We start from the raw sequence: 19,274 nt of genomic DNA, 5'->3' as shown, positions 1-19,274 counted from the left end.
AACCTGCGAAGGTTTCCCAACAGATTTACAGTCTGCCCTCGTTGGCCGCTTGAGTATCTCCCCAAAAGCGGTTGCAAATATAATGTTGTTTTTTAACTAAACAAACATATTGCAAGCTATTTTTATGGCTATTTTATAAAGGGTTGAAAGTAAAAGAAATAAAAAAGCGAACCGTTATGGTTCGCTTTTAAAATTATACAATTTAAAAAATTACTTAGCAAGTAATTCCTGTACTTTAGCCCTAAGCTCTTCGCCCCTTAAATCCTTTGCTACTATTTTACCGCTTGCATCCAGTATAAAAGTTGCAGGTATTGACTGTACTCCATATTGTTTTGCAATTGGGTCTTCCCAAAATTTAAGGTTAGATACGTGGCTCCATGCAAGTTTATCGGCAGCAATGGCTTCTTTCCATTTATCTGCTTCCCTGTCAAGTGAAACGCCAATTATATTAAGCCCTTTAGGATGAAATTCATTATATAAAGCTACAACATTAGGATTTTCCATCCTGCACGGTTTGCACCATGAAGCCCAAAAATCTATAATGGTTACTTTACCCATTGCATCCTTTAGCGAAACATTTTTGCCTTCAGGATTAGGTGCAGAAAAGCCCGGGGCTGCTTTACCTACTTCCACATTGGCTTTGTTTTCTTTTTCTTTCTTCTGGTTTTCAAACAGTTCGGCAATTTCTTTGCCTTCCTTGGTTTTCTTTACCTCGGCATCAAGCTTTTCATACATTTCTTTCAGCTCCTCTTCAGGCAGGCTGCTGGTAGCTACCATTTGCTTAAGCATTAAAACGCTGATGTATGCCTTTGGGTTTTCCTTAATAAAGTCGGTATTTATCTTTTTAGCTTCATCAGTTATAACTTTATAGCCTTTTTGAAGCTTATTTATAAGTACTGTATCATTGGTAGTCTGGGCAATTTTCATTTGCTCGGTATTTACCTTTTTATACTCCATCATTTTTTTATTGATACCTTCAAGCAATCCATAATATTCATGAAGTTTATCATTATTGTATGTGCCTGACTGTTCCATTTTAAATAAAGTATCCTTATCTTTTACGGTTAGCTTTATTTCGCCTTCCTCAAGTATAAAGTTACCTTTATTCATTGGCTGACCATCTACAGAAATAAAATGGATTGATGGCTCGGCAGCAGTACCTTTAAATACAAATTTGCCATTTTCAACCTTGGCGGTATCTACAGGAACAAAACCCATATAGCCACCCTGTTTTTCAAGTACTATATCTTTTCCGTTCATTGATTCGTCTATGCTGCCTGTAATTTCATATTCATTGTCGGCAAGATGCTTACAGGAAACAAATACCGCTGAGGCAGTAAGAAATAAAAGAATTTTTTTCATTTTGTTTTTCAGTTTTATATGCTGCAAAAGTATTTAAAAATTGATGTGTAATGTTATCTACAGTAAAATTTTTAAATGGCTGCAGTTTGGTTTAAAGTTGTTTTAACAGATGTATTTTTTATCCCGCCAAACCCTTTTTCAACATTAATCATGTTATGGTAGCCCCGCGCTTTTAATATTGATGCCATGATTACCGAACGGTAACCGCCGGCACAGTGAATATAAAAGTCTTTATCTGTGGGTACTTCCTGTAGCTGTTCATTAACAAAGTCAAGCGGTATATTAAGCGCATCAATAATATGCCCGCTACTAAATTCCCCCGGTTTTCTGGAATCTACTACAGGTTTTTGGTCTTTATTGTAAGATTCTTCAAATTCTTCAGGTGATATAGAGCGTACGCTGTCTGTGTCAAACCCTGCATTTTTCCAGGTATCAATACCACCTTCAAGGTAACCCAGAGTATTGTCGAATCCTACTCTTGCCAGCCGGGTTATAGCTTCAGTTTCTTTGTCTTCAGGCACTACAAGTAACAAAGGCTGGTTTACATCTTTTATCAGTGCGCCCACCCATGGGGCAAAGCCTCCGTTCAAGCCTATAAATATGGAACCGGGAATGTGTTGCTTTACAAAATCGTTCTCGTGCCTTACATCAAGTATTATGGCTCCGCTGCTTTTTGCCATTTCTTTAAAAGCTTCAGGCTTTAAAGCGCTCATGCCTTTGCTTATAATAGTATCCAGGCTTTCATAGCCTTTTATATTAAGCATTACATTTTGTGGAAAATAGGCTGGCGGCGCACCCAGTCCGTCAAGAAGTTCTCTGGTAAATTCTTCTTTGGTCATATCTGCCCTCAGGGCATAGTTTGTTTTTTTCTGGTTACCTAATGTATCGGTGGTTTCCTTGCTCATATTTTTACCACAGGCACTGCCGGCGCCATGGCTGGGGTACACTATAATATCATCAGGCAGTGGCATAATTTTATTACGAAGCGAATCATAAAGGTGCGAAGCCAGTACTTCCTGTGTAAGTTCCTCTGTTAAGGATTGCGCTAAATCTGGCCTGCCGACATCGCCTATAAATAAAGTATCTCCCGTAATTATGCCATGTAAAGCGCCATTTTCATCTATCAGGAGGTAACAGGTGCTTTCCAGTGTGTGCCCCGGTGTGTGAATAGCCTTTATGGTATAGTTTCCCAGTTTAAATTCTTCACCATCTGTTGCTATGTAGGCTTCAAACCCAGGCTTTGCAGATGGCCCATATACTATTTTACCTCCTGTTTTTGCAGCCAGGTCAATATGCCCGGATACAAAATCGGCATGAAAATGGGTTTCAAAAATATATTTTATGCTGGCCTTGTCTTTAGCGGCCCTGTCAATATACGGCTGTACTTCCCTTAAAGGGTCAAAAATGGCTGCTTCGCCATTGCTTTCAAGATAATAGGCTGCCTGTGCTATACAGCCGGTATATATCTGCTCAATTTTCATTATTATAATTTTATGAAAAGCAAAGATACCAAATTAAGCAGAGGTAATAACGTTAAAAAAGGTTTGCATAGCTTAGCTGGGCAACTAAATAACTGAATATGAAGATAATTTAAATTCAATGTTTTTGTTTTTTACGATATTTTTATTTTGAGTTTGTGTTAAAAAGCGATATTTAAAACAATCATAAAATTTATCATTAATTTTTATAAAATTCTTAATCATACTGTTCATTATAATACAAACTTGATATATATTTGTATGCTTTTTTTAAAGCTGAAACTTTTATTATAAATAATTGTTAGTTATATAAAATATGGCGACAGCAATAAAGCCCAGAGTGGGCATGTATGAAAACGTTAAGAACCAGTTTGAGAAGGCTGCGGCTGTAATGGGACTGGATGAAAGCGTAAAGAAAATCCTATCGATTACAAACAACGAAATCGTGGTTCATTTCCCTGTAAAAATGGATAATGGCAATGTGGAAGTTTTTACCGGGTACAGGGTGCAGCATAATAATGCGCTCGGCCCTTATAAGGGGGGGCTTCGTTACCACCCAACTGTTGATATTGATGCAGCAAGGGCACTGGCAACATGGATGACCTGGAAAACATCATTGGCAGGACTGCCTTATGGTGGCGGTAAAGGCGGTATTCAGCTTGACCCGAAAAAATACTCACAGTCAGAGTTGGAGAGGATTACAAGAAGGTTTACTTTCGCCCTGGGCGACAATATAGGGCCTGAACACGATATACCGGCACCGGATGTTAATACCAATGCCCAAATGATGGCCTGGATAGCGGATACTTACATGAGTACTAAATCTCCTGCAGAGCGTTCTAAAAACCAGCACGTGGTAACAGGCAAACCGGTAGGTTCTGGCGGACTTGAAGGACGCGACAGGGCTACAGGTTTTGGTGTTGTGGTAACACTGGAATCATGGGCTAAGCTAAAAGGCATTTCGCTTGAAGGCAAAAGATATATTGTGCAGGGCTTTGGTAACGTAGGTTACTGGGCAGCACATTTTATGAATAAAAACGGAGCAATACTTGTTGGCGTTCAGGATGCTACAGGTACAATTTATAACCCTGACGGTATAGATCCTGAAGCTTTGCTGCGCTACCAATCTGATAATGCAACCATTACAGGATATAAAGGTACGCAGGATTACAAATCAGACGAGTTTTTCGGAATTGACTGCGATATAATAATACCGGCAGCGCTGGGTAACCAGATTACTGAAGATAATGCGGCCAGCATTAAAGCCCAGGTTATTGCTGAAGGTGCCAATGGCCCTACAGATACTGACGGAGAGGCTATACTGCTTGCTAATGGTATTGAGATAATACCTGATATACTTTGCAACTCCGGAGGCGTAATCGGCAGCTATTTTGAATGGCTTCAAAACCGTAATGGCGAAATATGGACGATGGATGACGTAATTGTAAAGCTTAGGAAAAAAATAGAAGAAGCGTTTAATAAGGTTATATCTACTACAGTGCAGTACAAAACCGACTGGAGGACTGCTGCCTATATAGTAGCCCTTACACGTATAGAAATGGCATACAAACAAAGGGGTATTTTCCCTTAATAGATTAACAGCTTATGGTAACAGCCTCAAAAATGCTTTTGCATATTTGAGGCTGTTTTATTTTTTATTATATTTATTCCAGCCAATTAAAATAGTTTTGGTATGAAAAAGTTGTTTTGTTCTTTAATTTCAATGTTAGGAAGCACATTGGCTTTTGCGCAGCAAGACGTAAACGACAAAGTGCCTTTTCCTAAGGATTTGACTGTAGCCGTAAAGCAAAGCTTTGGCAATTACAATATTATTTCCGGTGATGAGGTTTTATTCAGGTCGCCGGAAAATAAGGCTTTCTATTCTTTCGCACCTAATGTGCACAAGGTAAACTTTGGTGATTTTTATGATGGTTACAATGAAATTTTTAATGAAAGTAACTATTATAACAGGCCTGTAATAAAGAATATGCCGCCACCGGGCCCAAACCTTGATTACAGCAATGTACATTTAAATACTACCGGTTTGTATGATAAAGTGGTAAAAAAATAAAGGGGCTTTAAAGCCCCTCTATTTTTTATCCTCCCATATACTCATCATCTCCGCCGTTATCCTGCTGGCCTCGCTGCTCGCGCTGCCTGTCATTCTTTTTCATATTAAAGCGGTATGTAAAGGAAAGTGTTACCTGCCTTACGCGCCATTGCATTTCGCTATAAGAATCTACCTGTGGCAGATTGGTGTACATCCTTCGTTTCCTTGAATTAAATATATCGCTCACATTTAAAGTAATGGTGGCTTTATCTTTAAGGATATCTTTGCTTATGGCTGTATTGGCACTTATAAAATCTTTAGTGCGCCCCTGTGCATTATTTTGGGGAGCCATATACATACCGTTAACCTGCCAGTCAATTTTCCATGGGAGGTTAATTTTAGAGTTTACACGTGTAAACCAGCTATAAGCGGTATTATCAAAATTTTGTGTAACTACTTCACCCAGGTAATTTGTATAGGTATAATCACCATCTGTCTGGTTCCTGAAGAAATTGAAGTTACCATTAATGCGCCACCACCTGTATGGGTTATAATTAAGGGTAAATTCAAATCCGAAACGGTATTCTTTGGCAAGGTTAATAGGGGTGGTAAGTATTACGGGTATGCTTGTTTCAACCCCATTTACTTCCTGTGTTACAAACTCGCCCGATTCACGCCTTACAAACTGGTATGAGTCGTCTGTTATATTTAAATATGCCGATGTATTAAAGGTAAGGGTTGTCCATCTTTTAAGGTAGCCTATATCAAATGAGTTGGTCATTGCCGGGTTCAGGTCAGGGTTACCAGTAAATATATTGATGTTACTCGCCAGCGAGGAGAAAGGGTTTATCCATCTACCGCGCGGCCTGTTAATACGCCTGCTGTAGCTAATGCTGGCATTGCTTGTTTCCGAAAACTCGTAAGCAAGGAATGCGCTTGGAAAAAAGTTATTGTATTTTTTATTATTGAATTCTCCTTTGTTAAGCAGGTTTACATCAATATTCGAGTCTTCCCAGCGTAAACCAAGCAGGTAGGAGAACTTACCTAATTTAGAGCCGTACTGCGTGTAAAAAGCATTTACTTTTTCTTTATACTCCAGTAAATTGGTAAAATTGGAATTTACATTCCATACGCCGCCTGTAAGTTCTTCTGCCCCGGAGTCGGTTGTAAGGTCGGTAAAACTGCCCCGGTATCCGGCTTCAAACTGGCTTCCTTCGCCAAACGGCAAAACATAATCGGCCTGGACAAGGCTGCGGTTTTCGTTTTCTTTGTTAAATGTCCTTTCATAACTGTTATCATTCTCAGGGTCTAAGCTGCCTATGATAATATCATTAATACGGGCATTTTCATCATCAGTATTTTTTGCAAACGAGCCATCAATGCGCAACTCGTGGCCGTCTTCATTAAATTTTTTGATAAAGTTGGTGGAAAACTGAAAGTTTTCATCCTCTTCATCCTCGCCGTTAAAACGGTAACGGGTGTAGTCAAACGAGCCATCCGGCCTGTAATTATAGTAATAGGTGTCAGTAGGGTTATCGCCGGAGCTTTTCCTCACGCTCATAGAGTTTGTCCAGGTTGTGGTTTCATCAAGGAACCACTCGAAACCAAAAGTACCGTTAAAACCTTTTCTCTCCCTCGTGTTTTCCCTGCGCTCATTAACAAAGCTCGTAGTATTACCATCTTCATCATAATATTCAGAATCAGTTTTGGAGTTGCCGGGGCTTTTCCTGTAATTATAGGCAAGGTTGGAAAAAAGATTAAAGTTTTCGCTCCTGTAGTTAAGGTTTGCCATAAGGCCGTGATTTGCAGGGTCTCCTGTTGTAGCAGTAACAGAGCCGTTAAAGCCCTGTGCTTTACCTTTTTTCAGTACAATATTTATGATACCTCCACCGCCTTCGGCATCATAACGGGCAGAGGGGTTGGTAATAACCTCAACTTTATCAACCGAATCTGCCGGCAGCATGCGCAATATATCTGCCACATTTGCACCCGCCAGGCTCGATGGCCTGCCGTCAATAAGTATGGTAACGCTTTCATTACCGCGAAGGCTTACATTGCCTTCAACATCTACTGAAACAGAAGGTACATTGTCAAGGACATCGCTTACCGTACCGCCTTTCACAATCATATCCTGGCCTACATTATATACTTTTTTATCCAGCTTTATTTCAACTGTAGAGCGTTCTGCCACAATTTCAACCTCCTGCAAAAGGGTAGCGTCCGGCGCCATGGGTGTAACGCCAAGGTTAGTATCGCTGTTTATCTCCTTTGATGGAATTGTAACTGTTTTGAATGATATAAAATCAAATTTTATGTTGTATGTTCCCGGCGCAACCTCAAGGTTGTACTGGCCGTTAACATCGGTAAGTCCTCCGTTAACAGTATTGTTATCAGTGGTCTGTATAGTTACTGTAGCAAATTCAAGCGGTTGTTTTGTATCCTGGTCTATTACCTTTCCTGTAATTTTTACTTTATTGCCGGGGCCACCCTGCGCAAATGATAAGAACGAAATAAATAAAAAAAGCATTGAGGCTGCCGCCTGAAATTTTTTCATGTAGTGGTTATTTTAAATAAATTCTATTTTATTGGGGTTTTGACGCAAAAACCTCTCCATGGTTTAAGGAGAGGTTATTAAAAAAACGTTAAAATTTTCCTGTTAAAGAATGGTTCGCATTGCTTCGGCAGGGCGCGCTACTACTGCTTTTTCGCCATTAACTATTATTGGCCTTTCAATAAGGTTGGGGTGTTGCAGCATAGCGTCAATAATCTGGCTGTCGTTCAGGTTTTTACCTTTGTAATTTTCTTTCCAAACAGTTTCTTTTTGCCTTACAAGCTCGATAGGTTTAATGCCAAGCTTTTTTATAAGCTCTTTAAGCTCAGCTTTGGTAGGTAGTTCCTCAAGATATTTTACAATTTCAAATTCGCGTCCTTCATCCTCAAGCATATGCAGCCCTTCCCTTGATTTACTGCAACGGGGGTTATGGTATATTTTAATCATTATTAGCGTTTCTTTTCACAAAGAAAGCCATTATAAATTAAAAATTGATATAACTTAGTGCAAACAAAATTTTAAAATATACCGTATGTATATAGAACAGGCCTATGGCAAAAAGTTTGGTATTGAAAAGTACATTCCTATACCCGCCGTATTTTTTATATTGATGCTGCTTAACTTTCTGGCAGTAAAAATGCTTGACCTTGATGTAGAGCAGATATTGAAAGAAGAAGTGGCCCGCAAAGGGCAGAACCGGGTATTTTTTGAAACCTTGCTCCCGCTGGTTATTTTCTTTTTTGTTTTAATTGCATGGGTAAAGTATTTCCACAAGCAAAGCATTAGGAGCCTAACAACAGCAAGGCCAAAAATAGATTGGGGGCGTATAGGCTTTGCATTTGGGTTATGGGGTTTTGTAACGGCGGCACTGATTGTAATAGCTTATATTACGCAGCCCGAAAACTATGAGCTTAACTTTAACCCCCGGCAATTTGCCATACTTGCTGTTTTAGCAGTAATTATGGTACCCCTGCAAACCAGTTTTGAGGAATACCTTTTCAGGGGGTATTTAATGCAGGGCATAGGCATAGCAACACGCAGCAGGCTGGTGCCGCTTATAGTAACCTCTGTATTATTTGGTGTTTTGCATATAGCCAACCCCGAAGTAGGCAAACTGGGTATGATACTGCTTGTGTATTACATTGGTACCGGCTTCTTTTTAGGTATAGTAACTTTAATGGACGAGGGGCTTGAGCTTGCCTTGGGGTTTCATGCTGCCAATAACCTTATTACGGCACTTTTAATTACTTCTGACTGGAGTGCTTTCCAAACGCCTTCTGTCTTAAAGGATTTATCAGAACCTTCGGCAGGGTTTGATATTTTACTCCCTGTTTTTGTGGTTTTCCCTATTCTTTTATTTATCTTTAGTAAGAAATACAAATGGCACGGCTGGAAGGAAAAATTAACCGGGCGTATTGTTTTAAATGATACAGAAAGCAACAACCTGACCAATCATGATTAAACCCGATTACCATTTTGTGCACAGCAGTTTCAGGCTGAACGGCTTTCATTTAAATGAAGAGGACCTTAGCCGCATTGCCTATAGTTTTATAAAAGAAGGTGAACCATACGAAAAGGCTATAGGTGATTTTTTGCTTTATTGGTTTGACAGTAAGGAATATATTGAAATGACCACATCGGGTACTACAGGTACCCCAAAGGCTATAAGGGTAAACAAGCAGGCTATGGTAAACTCTGCCCTGGCTACGGGTGCTTTTTTTGACCTGGGCCCTGAAACAAAGGCATTGCATTGCCTGCCAACCCAGTTTGTAGCCGGTAAAATGATGCTGGTGCGGGCTTTTGTACTGGGCTGGGAGCTTGACCTTACCGAACCGGTTTCTGAACCGCTTAAAAGGAACGATACAATTTATGATTTTTGTGCCATGGTGCCCATGCAGGCAAAACACTCATTAGATAAACTGCATCAGGTAAAAAAGGTAATACTTGGGGGCGCAAAGGTAGATAAAGCCTTAGCAGGGCAATTGCAGTTACTGCCAACAAAGGTTTATGAAACCTATGGCATGACCGAAACCATAACACATATTGCAGCAAAAAAGGCAGGGGAAGAGGCCTTTACGGTTTTACCGGGCATTACAGTTAAAGAAGATGAAAGGCATTGCCTTGTAATTAATGCACCAGCCGTTAATGATGCACCTGTTATTACCAATGATGTGGTTAAAGTGCTTAATGATAAAGAATTTATTTGGCTGGGGCGTTTTGACAATGTAATTAACAGCGGTGGCGTTAAGCTTTTCCCTGAGCAGATAGAGGAGAAGCTTTCAGGTAAAATTGAAAGGCGCTTTTTTGTAAAAGGAATACCTGATGATGAACTGGGCGAAAAGCTCGTGCTGGTAATTGAGGGCGAGGCCTATGATGTTGCCAAAAGTGTATTTTCCAAACTGGGCAAATTTGAAAAACCAAAGGAAATATTATTTGTTGAAAAATTTACCGAAACAGCTTCAGGCAAAATAGTAAGGGACAAAAGCATTGCATCTGCTTAAAGTATTTCTGTCTTTATATAAAACTTTGTTTTTTTTACCTCGATATCCTTTACATTTCCCGTAATGGATTGCCACTTGTTAGTGGCATTCAGCCTCATCTCTTTGCCATTAAGGGTTATATCAACCGGCATTAAAAAATCTTCTGCATCGGTTTTCCATCTGTATTCTGTGCTATTGCCATTTTGTTTTAGCTCTAATATCGGGATGTTCCGGTAACGCAGGTATTGGTTAAAAACAGGTGTAAGGTTCAAGCCGCTTTCAGTATTAAAAAACTGCACTACGGTTTCAGTATCAATTATCTGTTTTTTGTATGTTTCCGAAAACTTTAAAAGCATTGCCCACCATTTGCTGTCGTCATTAATAATGTGCCGTATAGTATTAAGCATTAGTGCCCCTTTATAATACATATCGCCGGAGCCTGTTTTATTCATGCCAAAAATGCCTATTACAGGCTTGTCATTAGTCACATTTAACCTTTGCCCGTTTATGTATTTCATTGCTTTTTCATACCCGAGCCTGCATTCTACAAAAATAGTTTCGGAATAAGTGGTAAAACCTTCATGTATCCACATATCGGCAATGTCTTTACTGGTAATGCTGTTGCCAAACCATTCGTGCCCGCTTTCATGTACTACAATATAATCAAACTGGTGGCCTATGCCCGTCATAGTCATATCATAGCCCAGGTAACCTTTTTTATATTTATTGCCATAGGCTATTGCGCTTTGGTGTTCCATACCTAAATAAGGCGTTTCCACCAGCTTATAACTGTCTTTAATAAACGGGTATTCGCCAAACTTTTCCTGGAAGCATTGCAGCATAGGCTTTACATCTTTCTCAAAATGGGTTTTGGCTTTTTCTTCATTCTCCTTTAAAACATAATAATCCAGGTCCAGGCTGCCAAGCCTGTCATGTATGTGGGCATAATCCCCAATATTTACAGTTATGTCATAATTGTTTATCGGGTTTTTTACTTCCCAATCCCAGCGGGTATAACCATTTTCAAGGCTTTCAGTGCCGGTAAGCCTGCCGTTGGAAACATTCATCAATCCGTTAGGGACAGCCACTTTTATAGTTGCACCTTTATCGGGCTCATCAGTCTGGTGGTCTTTTACCGGATACCAAAGGCTTGCCCCTGTGCCCTGTACAGCCACGCCTACCCAGTGCTTACCATTACTATCCCTGCTGAAAATAAATCCACCGTCCCATGGAGGGTTCTTTGCTGTTAGAGGATTTCCTGAATAATAAAACCGTATTTTTTCTTCTTTTCCTTTTTTCAGCATTTTAGGGAAAGTGATGAATACAGCATCATTATCTCTTATATACTGAAGTTTTTTATTATTAAAGATAATACTATCCACCTGCATGTTTTCAAACAGGTCTATCTGTATCTTTTTTGTATTGGCTGTCAGCCTGAAAGTAATATCATTATAACCGTTGATGTATTTCTCATCCGGGTTAATAGTTATATTCAGGTCATACCGCTGTACATCAAAACTGGTGCGCTCAGCGCGCAAGCCGCCCTGCAGGCTGTCACGGCGACTGAAGTTTTGCGAATAGACGCAAAGAGATATAAAAAATAATATATAAAAAAAGTGTTTGCTCATGGCTGAGTGTTATTTATTTTTTATTGCTGAAAGAATAACAAACTCCCGTTCTATATCTTCTCCGCTGTTGCTTTTTACCAGTTCGGTTTCGGTTATAGCTGTACAGTCAGTAAAGCCATTATTTTTAAGAATGTTACTTACTGTTTCTGTATCATATAATGTAAAGCCATACCTCGCAAACGGTATGTGCTGCATAGTGCTCTTCGGAATAAAACCAATATTCAGTTTTCCGCCCTGTTTTAATACCCGGTAGATTTCCTTTGCATACTGTGCCGGATTATTCCAAAAGTAGATAGTGTTTACCGTAAAAATTTTACTGAAGTAATTATCATTAAAAGGTATGGTTGCACCATCAGACAGCATAAAGAGAACGTTAGATACTCCCATGTTTAACTTTTTGGCCTCTGCCACCATAGTTTCAGATATATCTATACCGTAATAATTTATAGAATCTACTATACTAACAATATCCTTTACATGACTGGCATTACCAGGGCCTATTTCCAGCAGGGTATCATGAGGTTTCACCTGCAGGTTGTCAATAGTTTTTGAGATAATGTTACTGTTAGTAAAGTTCATCATCTCGGCAACCTTTATCCCTTCATTTCCATCAGGGCATCGCAACTGTTGTGCAAGTTGTTCCAGCTCGGTTTCAGATAATTTCATTAAAACTATTTTTTGTATAAAAATTCAAGTATTACATCAACACGGTTTTGCCATGATTGTTCGTTATGCTGCGCACCTTCAAATTTTCTGGTAACCCAGTTTTTGCCTTTTGTGTATCCTTTGGCTTTCATTATTCTATCAATCTTTTGCTGGTGTACTTCATAATACTGGTCAAGCGTGGCAGTACCATAGTCAAAATATATACGGTGCGTTTTTGGTGAAGGCAGGTTTTCCTCTATATACTTCCGAACAGATTCGGACGGGCTCATGTTATTGTTGTCAAATAAAAGCGGCCAGTGGGTGGATATACAGGCTACCTGCCCGAAAACTTCAGGGTATTCACTAATGGCATACAGCGAAATCAGGCCGCCCATAGAACTGCCGCAAACAGATGTGTTTTCCCTGTTGGAAAGCGTGTGGTAATTTTTATCTATATAGGGTTTAAGCTCTTTAACCATAAACTTTAAATATTCATCTGCCAGCCAGTTATATTCTACCTTCATCAGCTTTACAAGGCCCTGCATCGCTTCTTTGTCTTCACGGGTAAAATATTCTGATGCCTTTTCAGGAAAATATTCCATATACCTGTATTCGTTAGTATTCCATGAAGCTACAATAATGGCAGGTTTTATCTTGTTTTCAGTAATCAGTTTTTCTGCTGTGCTGTCTACTTCCCAGGCTACACCAAATCCCGAAACTTTTTTATTAAAAACATTTTGCCCGTCATGCATATAAAGTACAGGGTATTTTTTTCCGGGATTTTCATAATACCCGGGTGGCAGCCATATTTCTACATTGCGGCTTTTAACGTAATCAGACCTGAAGTTATCAATTTTTATATAGCGTTCCTGTGCAATGCCATTAACACACGCCAGGAATAACAGCAAAATTCCATGTAATATTTTCATAGTATGAAATTAAAAAATAAAGATATTAAAATAAGTAGTTGTAAAAAGAAAAGGCCCTGAAATTTCAGGGCCTTATGTAGTTATAGTTAAATTATTATACCTGAATTACACCCAGGTTAAATTGCTTTTCGATAGGGGCATGGTTTGCAGCCTCAATCCCCATAGATATCCATTTGCGTGTATCAAGCGGATCTATTATGGCATCTGTCCAAATCCTTGCAGCCGCATAGTAAGGCGAAACCTGGGCATCATACCTGGCCTTTATTTTATTAAAAAGTTCCTGTTCTTTTGCTTCATCCACTTTTTCGCCTTTTGCTTTTAAAGATGAGGCTTCAATCTGCATTAAAACTTTGGCTGCCTGTGTGCCACCCATAACGGCAAGCTCGGCACTTGGCCAGGCAAATATCAGCCTTGGGTCATAAGCCTTGCCACACATGGCATAGTTGCCTGCACCATAGGAATTTCCTACAACTACCGTAAATTTGGGCACTACCGAATTACTTACGGCGTTAACCATTTTGGCTCCGTCTTTTATAATACCGCCATGCTCTGATTTGGAACCTACCATAAAGCCTGTTACATCCTGTAGGAATACCAGCGGAATTTTCTTTTGGTTACAGTTGGCTATAAATCGGGTTGCCTTATCGGCACTGTCGCTGTATATAACACCGCCAAACTGCATTTCGCCTTTTTTGCTTTTCACTACTTTGCGCTGGTTGGCTACTATACCCACAGCCCAGCCGTCAATACGGGCATAGCCTGTTATAATAGTTTGCCCATAGCCAGCCTTGTATTCTTCAAACTCACTGTTATCTACCAAACGGGTAATAACTTCCATCATATCATATTGCTCAGCACGTGATTTTGGTATTATGCCATATATATCTTTTACCTCATGTGCGGGTTTTTGTGGTGCAATTCTGTTAAACCCTGCCTTTTCATAATCACCAATTTTGTCCACAATATTCTTTATAGTGTCCAGTGCGTCCTTATCATCTTTCGCTTTATAGTCGGTAACACCTGATATTTCGCAGTGTGTTGTTGCGCCACCCAGGGTTTCATTATCTATATTTTCACCTATTGCAGCTTTTACAAGGTAACTACCTGCTAAAAATATACTCCCTGTTTTATCTACTATCAGGGCTTCATCACTCATAATGGGAAGGTAAGCACCACCGGCCACACAACTGCCCATTACGGCAGCTATCTGTGTTATTCCCATACTGCTCATTATGGCATTATTTCTAAAAATCCGCCCAAAGTGTTCTTTATCAGGGAAAATTTCGTCCTGCATGGGCAGGTAAACACCTGCACTGTCAACCAGGTAAATTATAGGGAGTTTATTTTCTATAGCAATTTCCTGTGCACGCAGGTTCTTCTTTCCTGTAATAGGGAACCACGCGCCGGCTTTTACAGTAGCGTCATTTGCAACAACAATACACTGCTTTCCTTTTATATAACCTATTTTAACTACAACCCCGCCGCTGGGGCAGCCCCCGTGTTCTGCATACATGCCATCTCCTGCAAAAGCACCAATTTCAATACTGTTGCTTTTGGCATCCAGCAGGTAATCTATCCGCTCCCTTGCGGTCATTTTACCCTCGGCATGCAGTTTGGCTATTCTTTTTTCACCACCACCCATTTTTACCTTTGCCAGTTTTTGTTTTAATTCTGACAATAAAAGTTTATTGTGGTCTTCGTTCTTGTTGAAGTTAATATCCATATTTTTGAAGAAAGTGTATTATTGATTTGTATTTTGCAGTGCTAAAATACGAAATCGTTTGATAATTTAATAAATAATGAAAAAAGTGTAGTTTTAACGGCTGTAAATATTTATTTAATAATCATAACCTGTTATTTATAATTAGTTAACCATTTCTTAACATTGAGAAGGTACTTTTGCGGAAACAAAAATCAGTTCAATGTCTATAAACAGCATTTTTCAATTTCTTGTACCAAAGGACAGGAAATTTTTCCCACTTTTTGAACAGGCTACCCAAAATTTAGTATTGCTGGCAGAAAAACTTCATGAAGCAGTTAATGCACCTAAAGACAAAAGGGAAGAATATTTTAAGGAAGTGGAAAACCTTGAAAGCATAATTGAAGGTATAACCCACCAGACTAACCTTGAACTTAGCCGTAATTTTATTACACCTTTTGACAGGGAAGATATTCATGCACTTGTTTCAGCTATTGATAATGTGGCCGACTATATGTATGGTGCGGCAAACAGGATGCGCCTGTACCATGTTGAGAAAATTACCAAGTCGATAAGGAAAATGACTGAAATTAACCTTGAGGCATGCCAACTTATACAAATTGCTGTGGCCGACCTTAAGAATATGAAGAACCTTAAAGGTATAGCTGACTGTTGTAAAAGGATAAACAAGTTGGAAAGCAAATCGGATAATGTATTTGATAAAGCTGTTGCGGATATTTTTGAAAACGAAACAGATGCGTTAAACGTTATTAAATATAAGGAAGTGCTGGCAGCGCTGGAAACAGCATCAGACAAATGTAAAGGGGTTGCCAATGTTTTGGAATCTATTGCCGTAAAACATTCATAAACCTACTTTTCAACCCTACTATTTATTATGACGTTACTTGTAATAATTATTGTTTTAGCTTTTGCTTTTGATTATATAAATGGTTTTCATGATGCGGCCAACTCAATAGCCACTATAGTAGCCACTAAGGTACTTACGCCTTTCCAGGCTGTATTGTGGGCGGCTTTTTTCAACTTCATGGCCTATTTTATATCCAAATATATTATTGGTGAATTTAAAATTGGTAACACTATAGCTAAAACTGTAAGCGAAGACTTTATTACTCTTGAGGTTATCCTTGCAGGGCTTATTGCCGCAATAGCATGGAACCTGCTTACCTGGAAGCTGGGTATCCCTTCATCATCATCGCACACACTTATAGGCGGTTTTATGGGTGCAGCTATTGCGCATGCCTTTACAGTTGATGGTGCCGACCTTAACACGGTAATTAATTATGCCAAAGTATTACCTATTGTATTGTTTATTTTTATGGCTCCGCTTATAGGTATGTTTGTTGCTTATTTAATTACCATACTTATTTTGAATATATGCAAGCGCGCCAACCCTGCAAAAGCTGATAAGTGGTTCAGGAGGTTACAGCTTGTGTCTTCGGCCTTATTCAGTTTGGGCCACGGGGCTAACGATTCGCAAAAAGTAATGGGTATTATTGGTGCTGCGGTAATTTTTTATCATGTTAATGTAATGCAGGACCCTGCATTTATTAATGCTGCCGACCCTTTTAAAACATTTATAAACGAATGGGGCTGGGTGCCGTTAACAAGTTTCCTTATGATGGGTCTTGGTACTATGAGCGGCGGCTGGAAAATTGTAAAAACAATGGGCTCTAAAATTACTAAAGTAACATCTTTAGAAGGTGTTGCAGCAGAAACTGCAGGAGCTATAACCCTTTATACTACAGAACATTTTGGTATTCCGGTTTCTACAACACATACCATTACAGGATCTATAATAGGTGTGGGTATTACAAAAAGGATATCTGCTGTACGCTGGGGCGTTACCATAAGCCTGCTTTGGGCATGGATACTTACAATACCTGTATCAGCGGTAATTGCTGCACTTATATACTATATTATAAGGTTATTTTAATTCGTATTTAATTAATCATAAAAAAGCCCTGCTTATCGAAGCAGGGCTTTTTTTATCTTGTATACCGATGTTTTAATTCCCCATTAATTCAGTTTTTTTGAGCAACGGGAGTTTTACATAAAATGTGGTGCCTTTATCCTTGCCTTCACTGGTAGCAAAAATTTCGCCATTGTGCATTTCAATAAGCGATTTACAAATGGATAGCCCAAGCCCGTTTGATGTTTCCTTACCAGTAGGCCTGGAGCTTAGCTTTACAAACTTCATAAACAGTTTATCCATATCATATTTGTCCAGTCCCTGCCCGTTATCCCTAAATTCTACTACAACCATACTATTTTCCTGCCTCACAACAATTGTAATTACAGAATCGTAATAAGAATATTTAAGGGCATTGCTTAGCAGGTTATGAAAAACATCCGAAATTTTAGCTTTGTCTATATGTATAGGAGAAAGGCTGCTGTCATATTCCAGTAATATCAGCTGCCTTTTACGGCCCGCCTGCAATTCAAAATTCTTTATCAGCACATCCAAAAGCTCCCTTAGGTCGGTTTCCTCAATATTCAGCTTTAACTGCTCTTCTTCCATTTCCGAATGTTTCAGCAGGTCGTGCAGTTTGCTTTGAATGCGGTTTACACTCTCCTTTATCATGTTGCTCATTGGGGTAATCCTTTCGGGGTCTTTCCGCAAAACATCGTTTGCCAGCCTTATGGATGCCAAAGGGTTTTTTATTTCGTGCAGTGTAATATTCATCAGTTCGTTTTGCGAACGCAGCAGGTTTTTATACCTCAGCCTGCTTTCCAGCTTGTTTATTACTACTTCTGATAGTGCCTTTAGCATTTGCAGGTCTTTTTCATTTACACTTTCCCGCGGGCGGGTATCGGCTACACACAAAGTACCTATTAAAAAGCCTTCGGGCGTTTTTAATGGAGCAGCCGCATAAAACCTTATCCCATCAGCAGAGGTTGCCACTAAACTATCTTTTAAATAGGGCTCGTTTAAAATATCATTAAATACGGTAAAATCGTCAGTTAATATAGCCAGGGCACACGGATTTTTTTCCCTGGAGGCAAAATTGCCCTGAAAACTGCTGTAATTTGCTTTTAAAAATACCCTGTCTTCATCTACAAAATTTACAAAAGCAAAGGGAGTTTCAAATATTTGAGAAGCCAGCATTGCTATTTTATCAAAGGTGTCTTCCGAATGAGTATCAAGTATTTGATAGTCATAAAGCTTTTTAAGCCTTGCACTTTCGTTGTGTGGGATCAGGAAATCTGGAACTACGCTCATTCGTTGTTTACGGGTGTGATAAAACAAAACCCTAAAATACAATTTAATTTTTTAAATAAACTGTATAATAGGGTGTTAAAGTTTGTTAACAAAAATGTGCTTTTTTAACTATTCATCAGTTTTCTGCCCCATCATCATTAAATATGCTTTTAAAAATTCATCAATTTCGCCGTTCATTACACCTTCCACATCACTGGTTTCATATTGTGTACGCACATCTTTTACCAGCTTATAAGGATGCATTACATAATTACGTATTTGTGAACCCCACTCAATTTTCATTTTGTTGGCTTCAATTTCATCCCGCATGGCCTGACGTTTTTTAAGCTCAATTTCATAAAGCTGCGATTTTAACAATTGCATGGCCTTTGTTTTATTGTCAAGCTGGGAACGTGTTTCCGAATTTTCAATTATAATACCGGTAGGGTGGTGGCGCAGCCTTACGGCCGTTTCAACCTTATTTACATTTTGCCCGCCAGCACCGCTGGAACGCATGGTTTCCCAGGAAATATCTGCAGGACTTATTTCTATTTCGATAGTATCATCTGCCAATGGATACACATAAACAGAGGCAAATGATGTATGCCTTTTAGCGTTGCTGTCAAAAGGAGATATGCGCACCAGCCTGTGCACGCCATTTTCACCTTTTAAGTAGCCAAAGGAATAGTCGCCTTCAAACTCAAGGGTTACGGTTTTAATTCCGGCAACCTCGCCTTCCTGATAATTAAGTTCCTTAACCTTATACCCGTGTTTTTCGCCCCACATTATATACATACGCATCAGCATGCTGGCCCAGTCGCAGCTTTCTGTACCGCCGGCGCCGGCAGTAATCTGCAATACGGCACTCATACTGTCGCCCTCATCGCTCAGCATATTTTTAAACTCAAGGTTTTCTATATGGGAAAGTGTCTGCTGGTACTGGTTGTCCAGTTCCTCTTCGGTAGCATCGCCCTCTTTATAAAATTCATATATAACCTGTAGCTCTTCTGCCATGTTTATTGCTTTATCATAATCTTCCACCCATTTTTTCTTGGAGCGGATGTTTTTTACAATAAGTTCGGCTTCTTTGGCGTTGTTCCAAAAATCAGGGGCATAGGTTTTTTCTTCCTCGTTGGTAATTTCAATTAACTTCCTGTCGATGTCAAAGATACCTCCTCAGCGCACCAAGGCGCTCCATAATACCTTTAATTTGTTCGGTATTTGTCATAAAT

Annotated in this window: 16 protein-coding genes; 6 read left to right on the top strand and 10 right to left on the bottom strand. The window is 39.4% G+C overall.

The features are described 5' to 3' along the window. Nucleotides 1-210 precede the first annotated feature (210 nt). Both GSF09_RS06010 and GSF09_RS06005 read right to left on the bottom strand, forming a co-directional pair. Nucleotides 211-1,362, bottom strand: coding sequence for a TlpA disulfide reductase family protein (locus GSF09_RS06010; protein ID WP_159800037.1), 1,152 nt, complete (start codon nt 1,360-1,362; stop codon nt 211-213). Between the two features lie 71 nt (nt 1,363-1,433). Then, complete coding sequence (locus GSF09_RS06005; RefSeq protein ID WP_159800036.1) at nt 1,434-2,843, bottom strand: rhodanese-like domain-containing protein; 1,410 nt, start codon at nt 2,841-2,843, stop codon at nt 1,434-1,436. 313 nt (nt 2,844-3,156) lie between these two features. On the opposite strand from GSF09_RS06005, the gene GSF09_RS06000 reads away from it, so the two are divergent. Then, nucleotides 3,157-4,431: a Glu/Leu/Phe/Val dehydrogenase gene (locus GSF09_RS06000; RefSeq protein ID WP_159800035.1), complete on the top strand. Its 1,275-nt coding sequence runs from the start codon at nt 3,157-3,159 to the stop codon at nt 4,429-4,431. A gap of 102 nt (nt 4,432-4,533) precedes the next feature. Further along, nucleotides 4,534-4,911: a hypothetical protein gene (locus GSF09_RS05995; RefSeq protein ID WP_159800034.1), complete on the top strand. Its 378-nt coding sequence runs from the start codon at nt 4,534-4,536 to the stop codon at nt 4,909-4,911. 25 nt (nt 4,912-4,936) lie between these two features. On the opposite strand, the gene GSF09_RS05990 is transcribed toward GSF09_RS05995, so the two are convergent. Further along, nucleotides 4,937-7,444, bottom strand: coding sequence for a TonB-dependent receptor domain-containing protein (locus GSF09_RS05990; RefSeq protein ID WP_159800033.1), 2,508 nt, complete (start codon nt 7,442-7,444; stop codon nt 4,937-4,939). Nucleotides 7,445-7,546: 102 nt separating this feature from the next. Then, complete coding sequence (arsC, locus tag GSF09_RS05985; RefSeq protein ID WP_159800032.1) at nt 7,547-7,888, bottom strand: arsenate reductase (glutaredoxin); 342 nt, start codon at nt 7,886-7,888, stop codon at nt 7,547-7,549. A gap of 85 nt (nt 7,889-7,973) precedes the next feature. Here arsC and GSF09_RS05980 point away from each other — a divergent pair, with 85 nt between their 5' ends. Together GSF09_RS05980 and GSF09_RS05975 are read left to right on the top strand one after the other, a co-directional pair. After that, nucleotides 7,974-8,903 carry a CPBP family intramembrane glutamic endopeptidase gene (locus GSF09_RS05980; RefSeq protein WP_159800031.1) on the top strand — a complete coding sequence of 310 codons (930 nt, stop codon included), beginning with the start codon at nt 7,974-7,976 and terminating at the stop codon, nt 8,901-8,903. Continuing rightward, nucleotides 8,896-9,942, top strand: coding sequence for an AMP-binding protein (locus tag GSF09_RS05975; protein WP_159800030.1), 1,047 nt, complete (start codon nt 8,896-8,898; stop codon nt 9,940-9,942). Before GSF09_RS05980 ends, GSF09_RS05975 begins: the two co-directional genes overlap by 8 nt. Here GSF09_RS05975 and GSF09_RS05970 read toward each other — a convergent pair. The 4 genes from GSF09_RS05970 to GSF09_RS05955 form a co-directional block, all read right to left on the bottom strand. Beyond that, complete coding sequence (locus GSF09_RS05970; protein WP_159800029.1) at nt 9,939-11,549, bottom strand: M1 family metallopeptidase; 1,611 nt, start codon at nt 11,547-11,549, stop codon at nt 9,939-9,941. The genes GSF09_RS05975 and GSF09_RS05970 overlap by 4 nt on opposite strands. 9 nt (nt 11,550-11,558) lie before the next feature. Next, nucleotides 11,559-12,215, bottom strand: a complete 657-nt coding sequence (locus tag GSF09_RS05965) for a class I SAM-dependent methyltransferase (protein WP_159800028.1) — start codon at nt 12,213-12,215, stop codon at nt 11,559-11,561. Between the two features lie 5 nt (nt 12,216-12,220). Next, nucleotides 12,221-13,123, bottom strand: coding sequence for an alpha/beta hydrolase (locus tag GSF09_RS05960; protein ID WP_159800027.1), 903 nt, complete (start codon nt 13,121-13,123; stop codon nt 12,221-12,223). A gap of 94 nt (nt 13,124-13,217) precedes the next feature. Further along, nucleotides 13,218-14,846 carry an acyl-CoA carboxylase subunit beta gene (locus tag GSF09_RS05955; protein WP_159800026.1) on the bottom strand — a complete coding sequence of 543 codons (1,629 nt, stop codon included), beginning with the start codon at nt 14,844-14,846 and terminating at the stop codon, nt 13,218-13,220. Nucleotides 14,847-15,045: 199 nt separating this feature from the next. Here GSF09_RS05955 and GSF09_RS05950 point away from each other — a divergent pair, with 199 nt between their 5' ends. Further along, the gene (locus GSF09_RS05950) at nt 15,046-15,690 is read left to right on the top strand and encodes a DUF47 domain-containing protein (RefSeq protein WP_159800025.1); all 645 of its coding nucleotides are present in this window, start codon (nt 15,046-15,048) and stop codon (nt 15,688-15,690) included. A 27-nt stretch (nt 15,691-15,717) separates the two neighbouring features. Continuing rightward, complete coding sequence (locus tag GSF09_RS05945; RefSeq protein WP_159800024.1) at nt 15,718-16,776, top strand: inorganic phosphate transporter; 1,059 nt, start codon at nt 15,718-15,720, stop codon at nt 16,774-16,776. Nucleotides 16,777-16,848: 72 nt separating this feature from the next. Here GSF09_RS05945 and GSF09_RS05940 read toward each other — a convergent pair whose 3' ends face one another. Then, the gene (locus tag GSF09_RS05940) at nt 16,849-18,063 is read right to left on the bottom strand and encodes a GAF domain-containing sensor histidine kinase (protein ID WP_159800023.1); all 1,215 of its coding nucleotides are present in this window, start codon (nt 18,061-18,063) and stop codon (nt 16,849-16,851) included. Between the two features lie 108 nt (nt 18,064-18,171). Further along, nucleotides 18,172-19,270, bottom strand: a protein-coding gene (gene prfB, locus GSF09_RS05935) for a peptide chain release factor 2 (protein WP_159800022.1) whose coding sequence is annotated in 2 segments (ribosomal slippage) — nt 18,172-19,206 and nt 19,208-19,270 — 1,098 coding nt in all. Because the reading frame shifts where the segments join, the coding sequence is not laid out codon by codon here. Between the last annotated feature and the right edge of the window lie 4 nt (nt 19,271-19,274).

It is taken from the genome of Flavobacterium sp. MK4S-17 (assembly GCF_009848495.1).
Lineage (GTDB): Bacteria > Bacteroidota > Bacteroidia > Flavobacteriales > Flavobacteriaceae > Flavobacterium.
Note: the sequence above shows the minus strand (reverse complement) of the source record. Positions and strands in the feature narration are given on the sequence as shown.

What these genes read in the sequence shown, in the direction of transcription:
- GSF09_RS06010 (WP_159800037.1), bottom strand. Translation starts at nt 1,362, where the DNA reads ATGAAAAAAATTCTTTTATTTCTTACTGCCTCAGCGGTATTTGTTTCC.
- GSF09_RS06005 (WP_159800036.1), bottom strand. Translation starts at nt 2,843, where the DNA reads ATGAAAATTGAGCAGATATATACCGGCTGTATAGCACAGGCAGCCTAT.
- GSF09_RS06000 (WP_159800035.1), top strand. Translation starts at nt 3,157, where the DNA reads ATGGCGACAGCAATAAAGCCCAGAGTGGGCATGTATGAAAACGTTAAG.
- GSF09_RS05995 (WP_159800034.1), top strand. Translation starts at nt 4,534, where the DNA reads ATGAAAAAGTTGTTTTGTTCTTTAATTTCAATGTTAGGAAGCACATTG.
- GSF09_RS05990 (WP_159800033.1), bottom strand. Translation starts at nt 7,444, where the DNA reads ATGAAAAAATTTCAGGCGGCAGCCTCAATGCTTTTTTTATTTATTTCG.
- arsC (WP_159800032.1), bottom strand. Translation starts at nt 7,888, where the DNA reads ATGATTAAAATATACCATAACCCCCGTTGCAGTAAATCAAGGGAAGGG.
- GSF09_RS05980 (WP_159800031.1), top strand. Translation starts at nt 7,974, where the DNA reads ATGTATATAGAACAGGCCTATGGCAAAAAGTTTGGTATTGAAAAGTAC.
- GSF09_RS05975 (WP_159800030.1), top strand. Translation starts at nt 8,896, where the DNA reads ATGATTAAACCCGATTACCATTTTGTGCACAGCAGTTTCAGGCTGAAC.
- GSF09_RS05970 (WP_159800029.1), bottom strand. Translation starts at nt 11,549, where the DNA reads ATGAGCAAACACTTTTTTTATATATTATTTTTTATATCTCTTTGCGTC.
- GSF09_RS05965 (WP_159800028.1), bottom strand. Translation starts at nt 12,215, where the DNA reads ATGAAATTATCTGAAACCGAGCTGGAACAACTTGCACAACAGTTGCGA.
- GSF09_RS05960 (WP_159800027.1), bottom strand. Translation starts at nt 13,123, where the DNA reads ATGAAAATATTACATGGAATTTTGCTGTTATTCCTGGCGTGTGTTAAT.
- GSF09_RS05955 (WP_159800026.1), bottom strand. Translation starts at nt 14,846, where the DNA reads ATGGATATTAACTTCAACAAGAACGAAGACCACAATAAACTTTTATTG.
- GSF09_RS05950 (WP_159800025.1), top strand. Translation starts at nt 15,046, where the DNA reads ATGTCTATAAACAGCATTTTTCAATTTCTTGTACCAAAGGACAGGAAA.
- GSF09_RS05945 (WP_159800024.1), top strand. Translation starts at nt 15,718, where the DNA reads ATGACGTTACTTGTAATAATTATTGTTTTAGCTTTTGCTTTTGATTAT.
- GSF09_RS05940 (WP_159800023.1), bottom strand. Translation starts at nt 18,063, where the DNA reads ATGAGCGTAGTTCCAGATTTCCTGATCCCACACAACGAAAGTGCAAGG.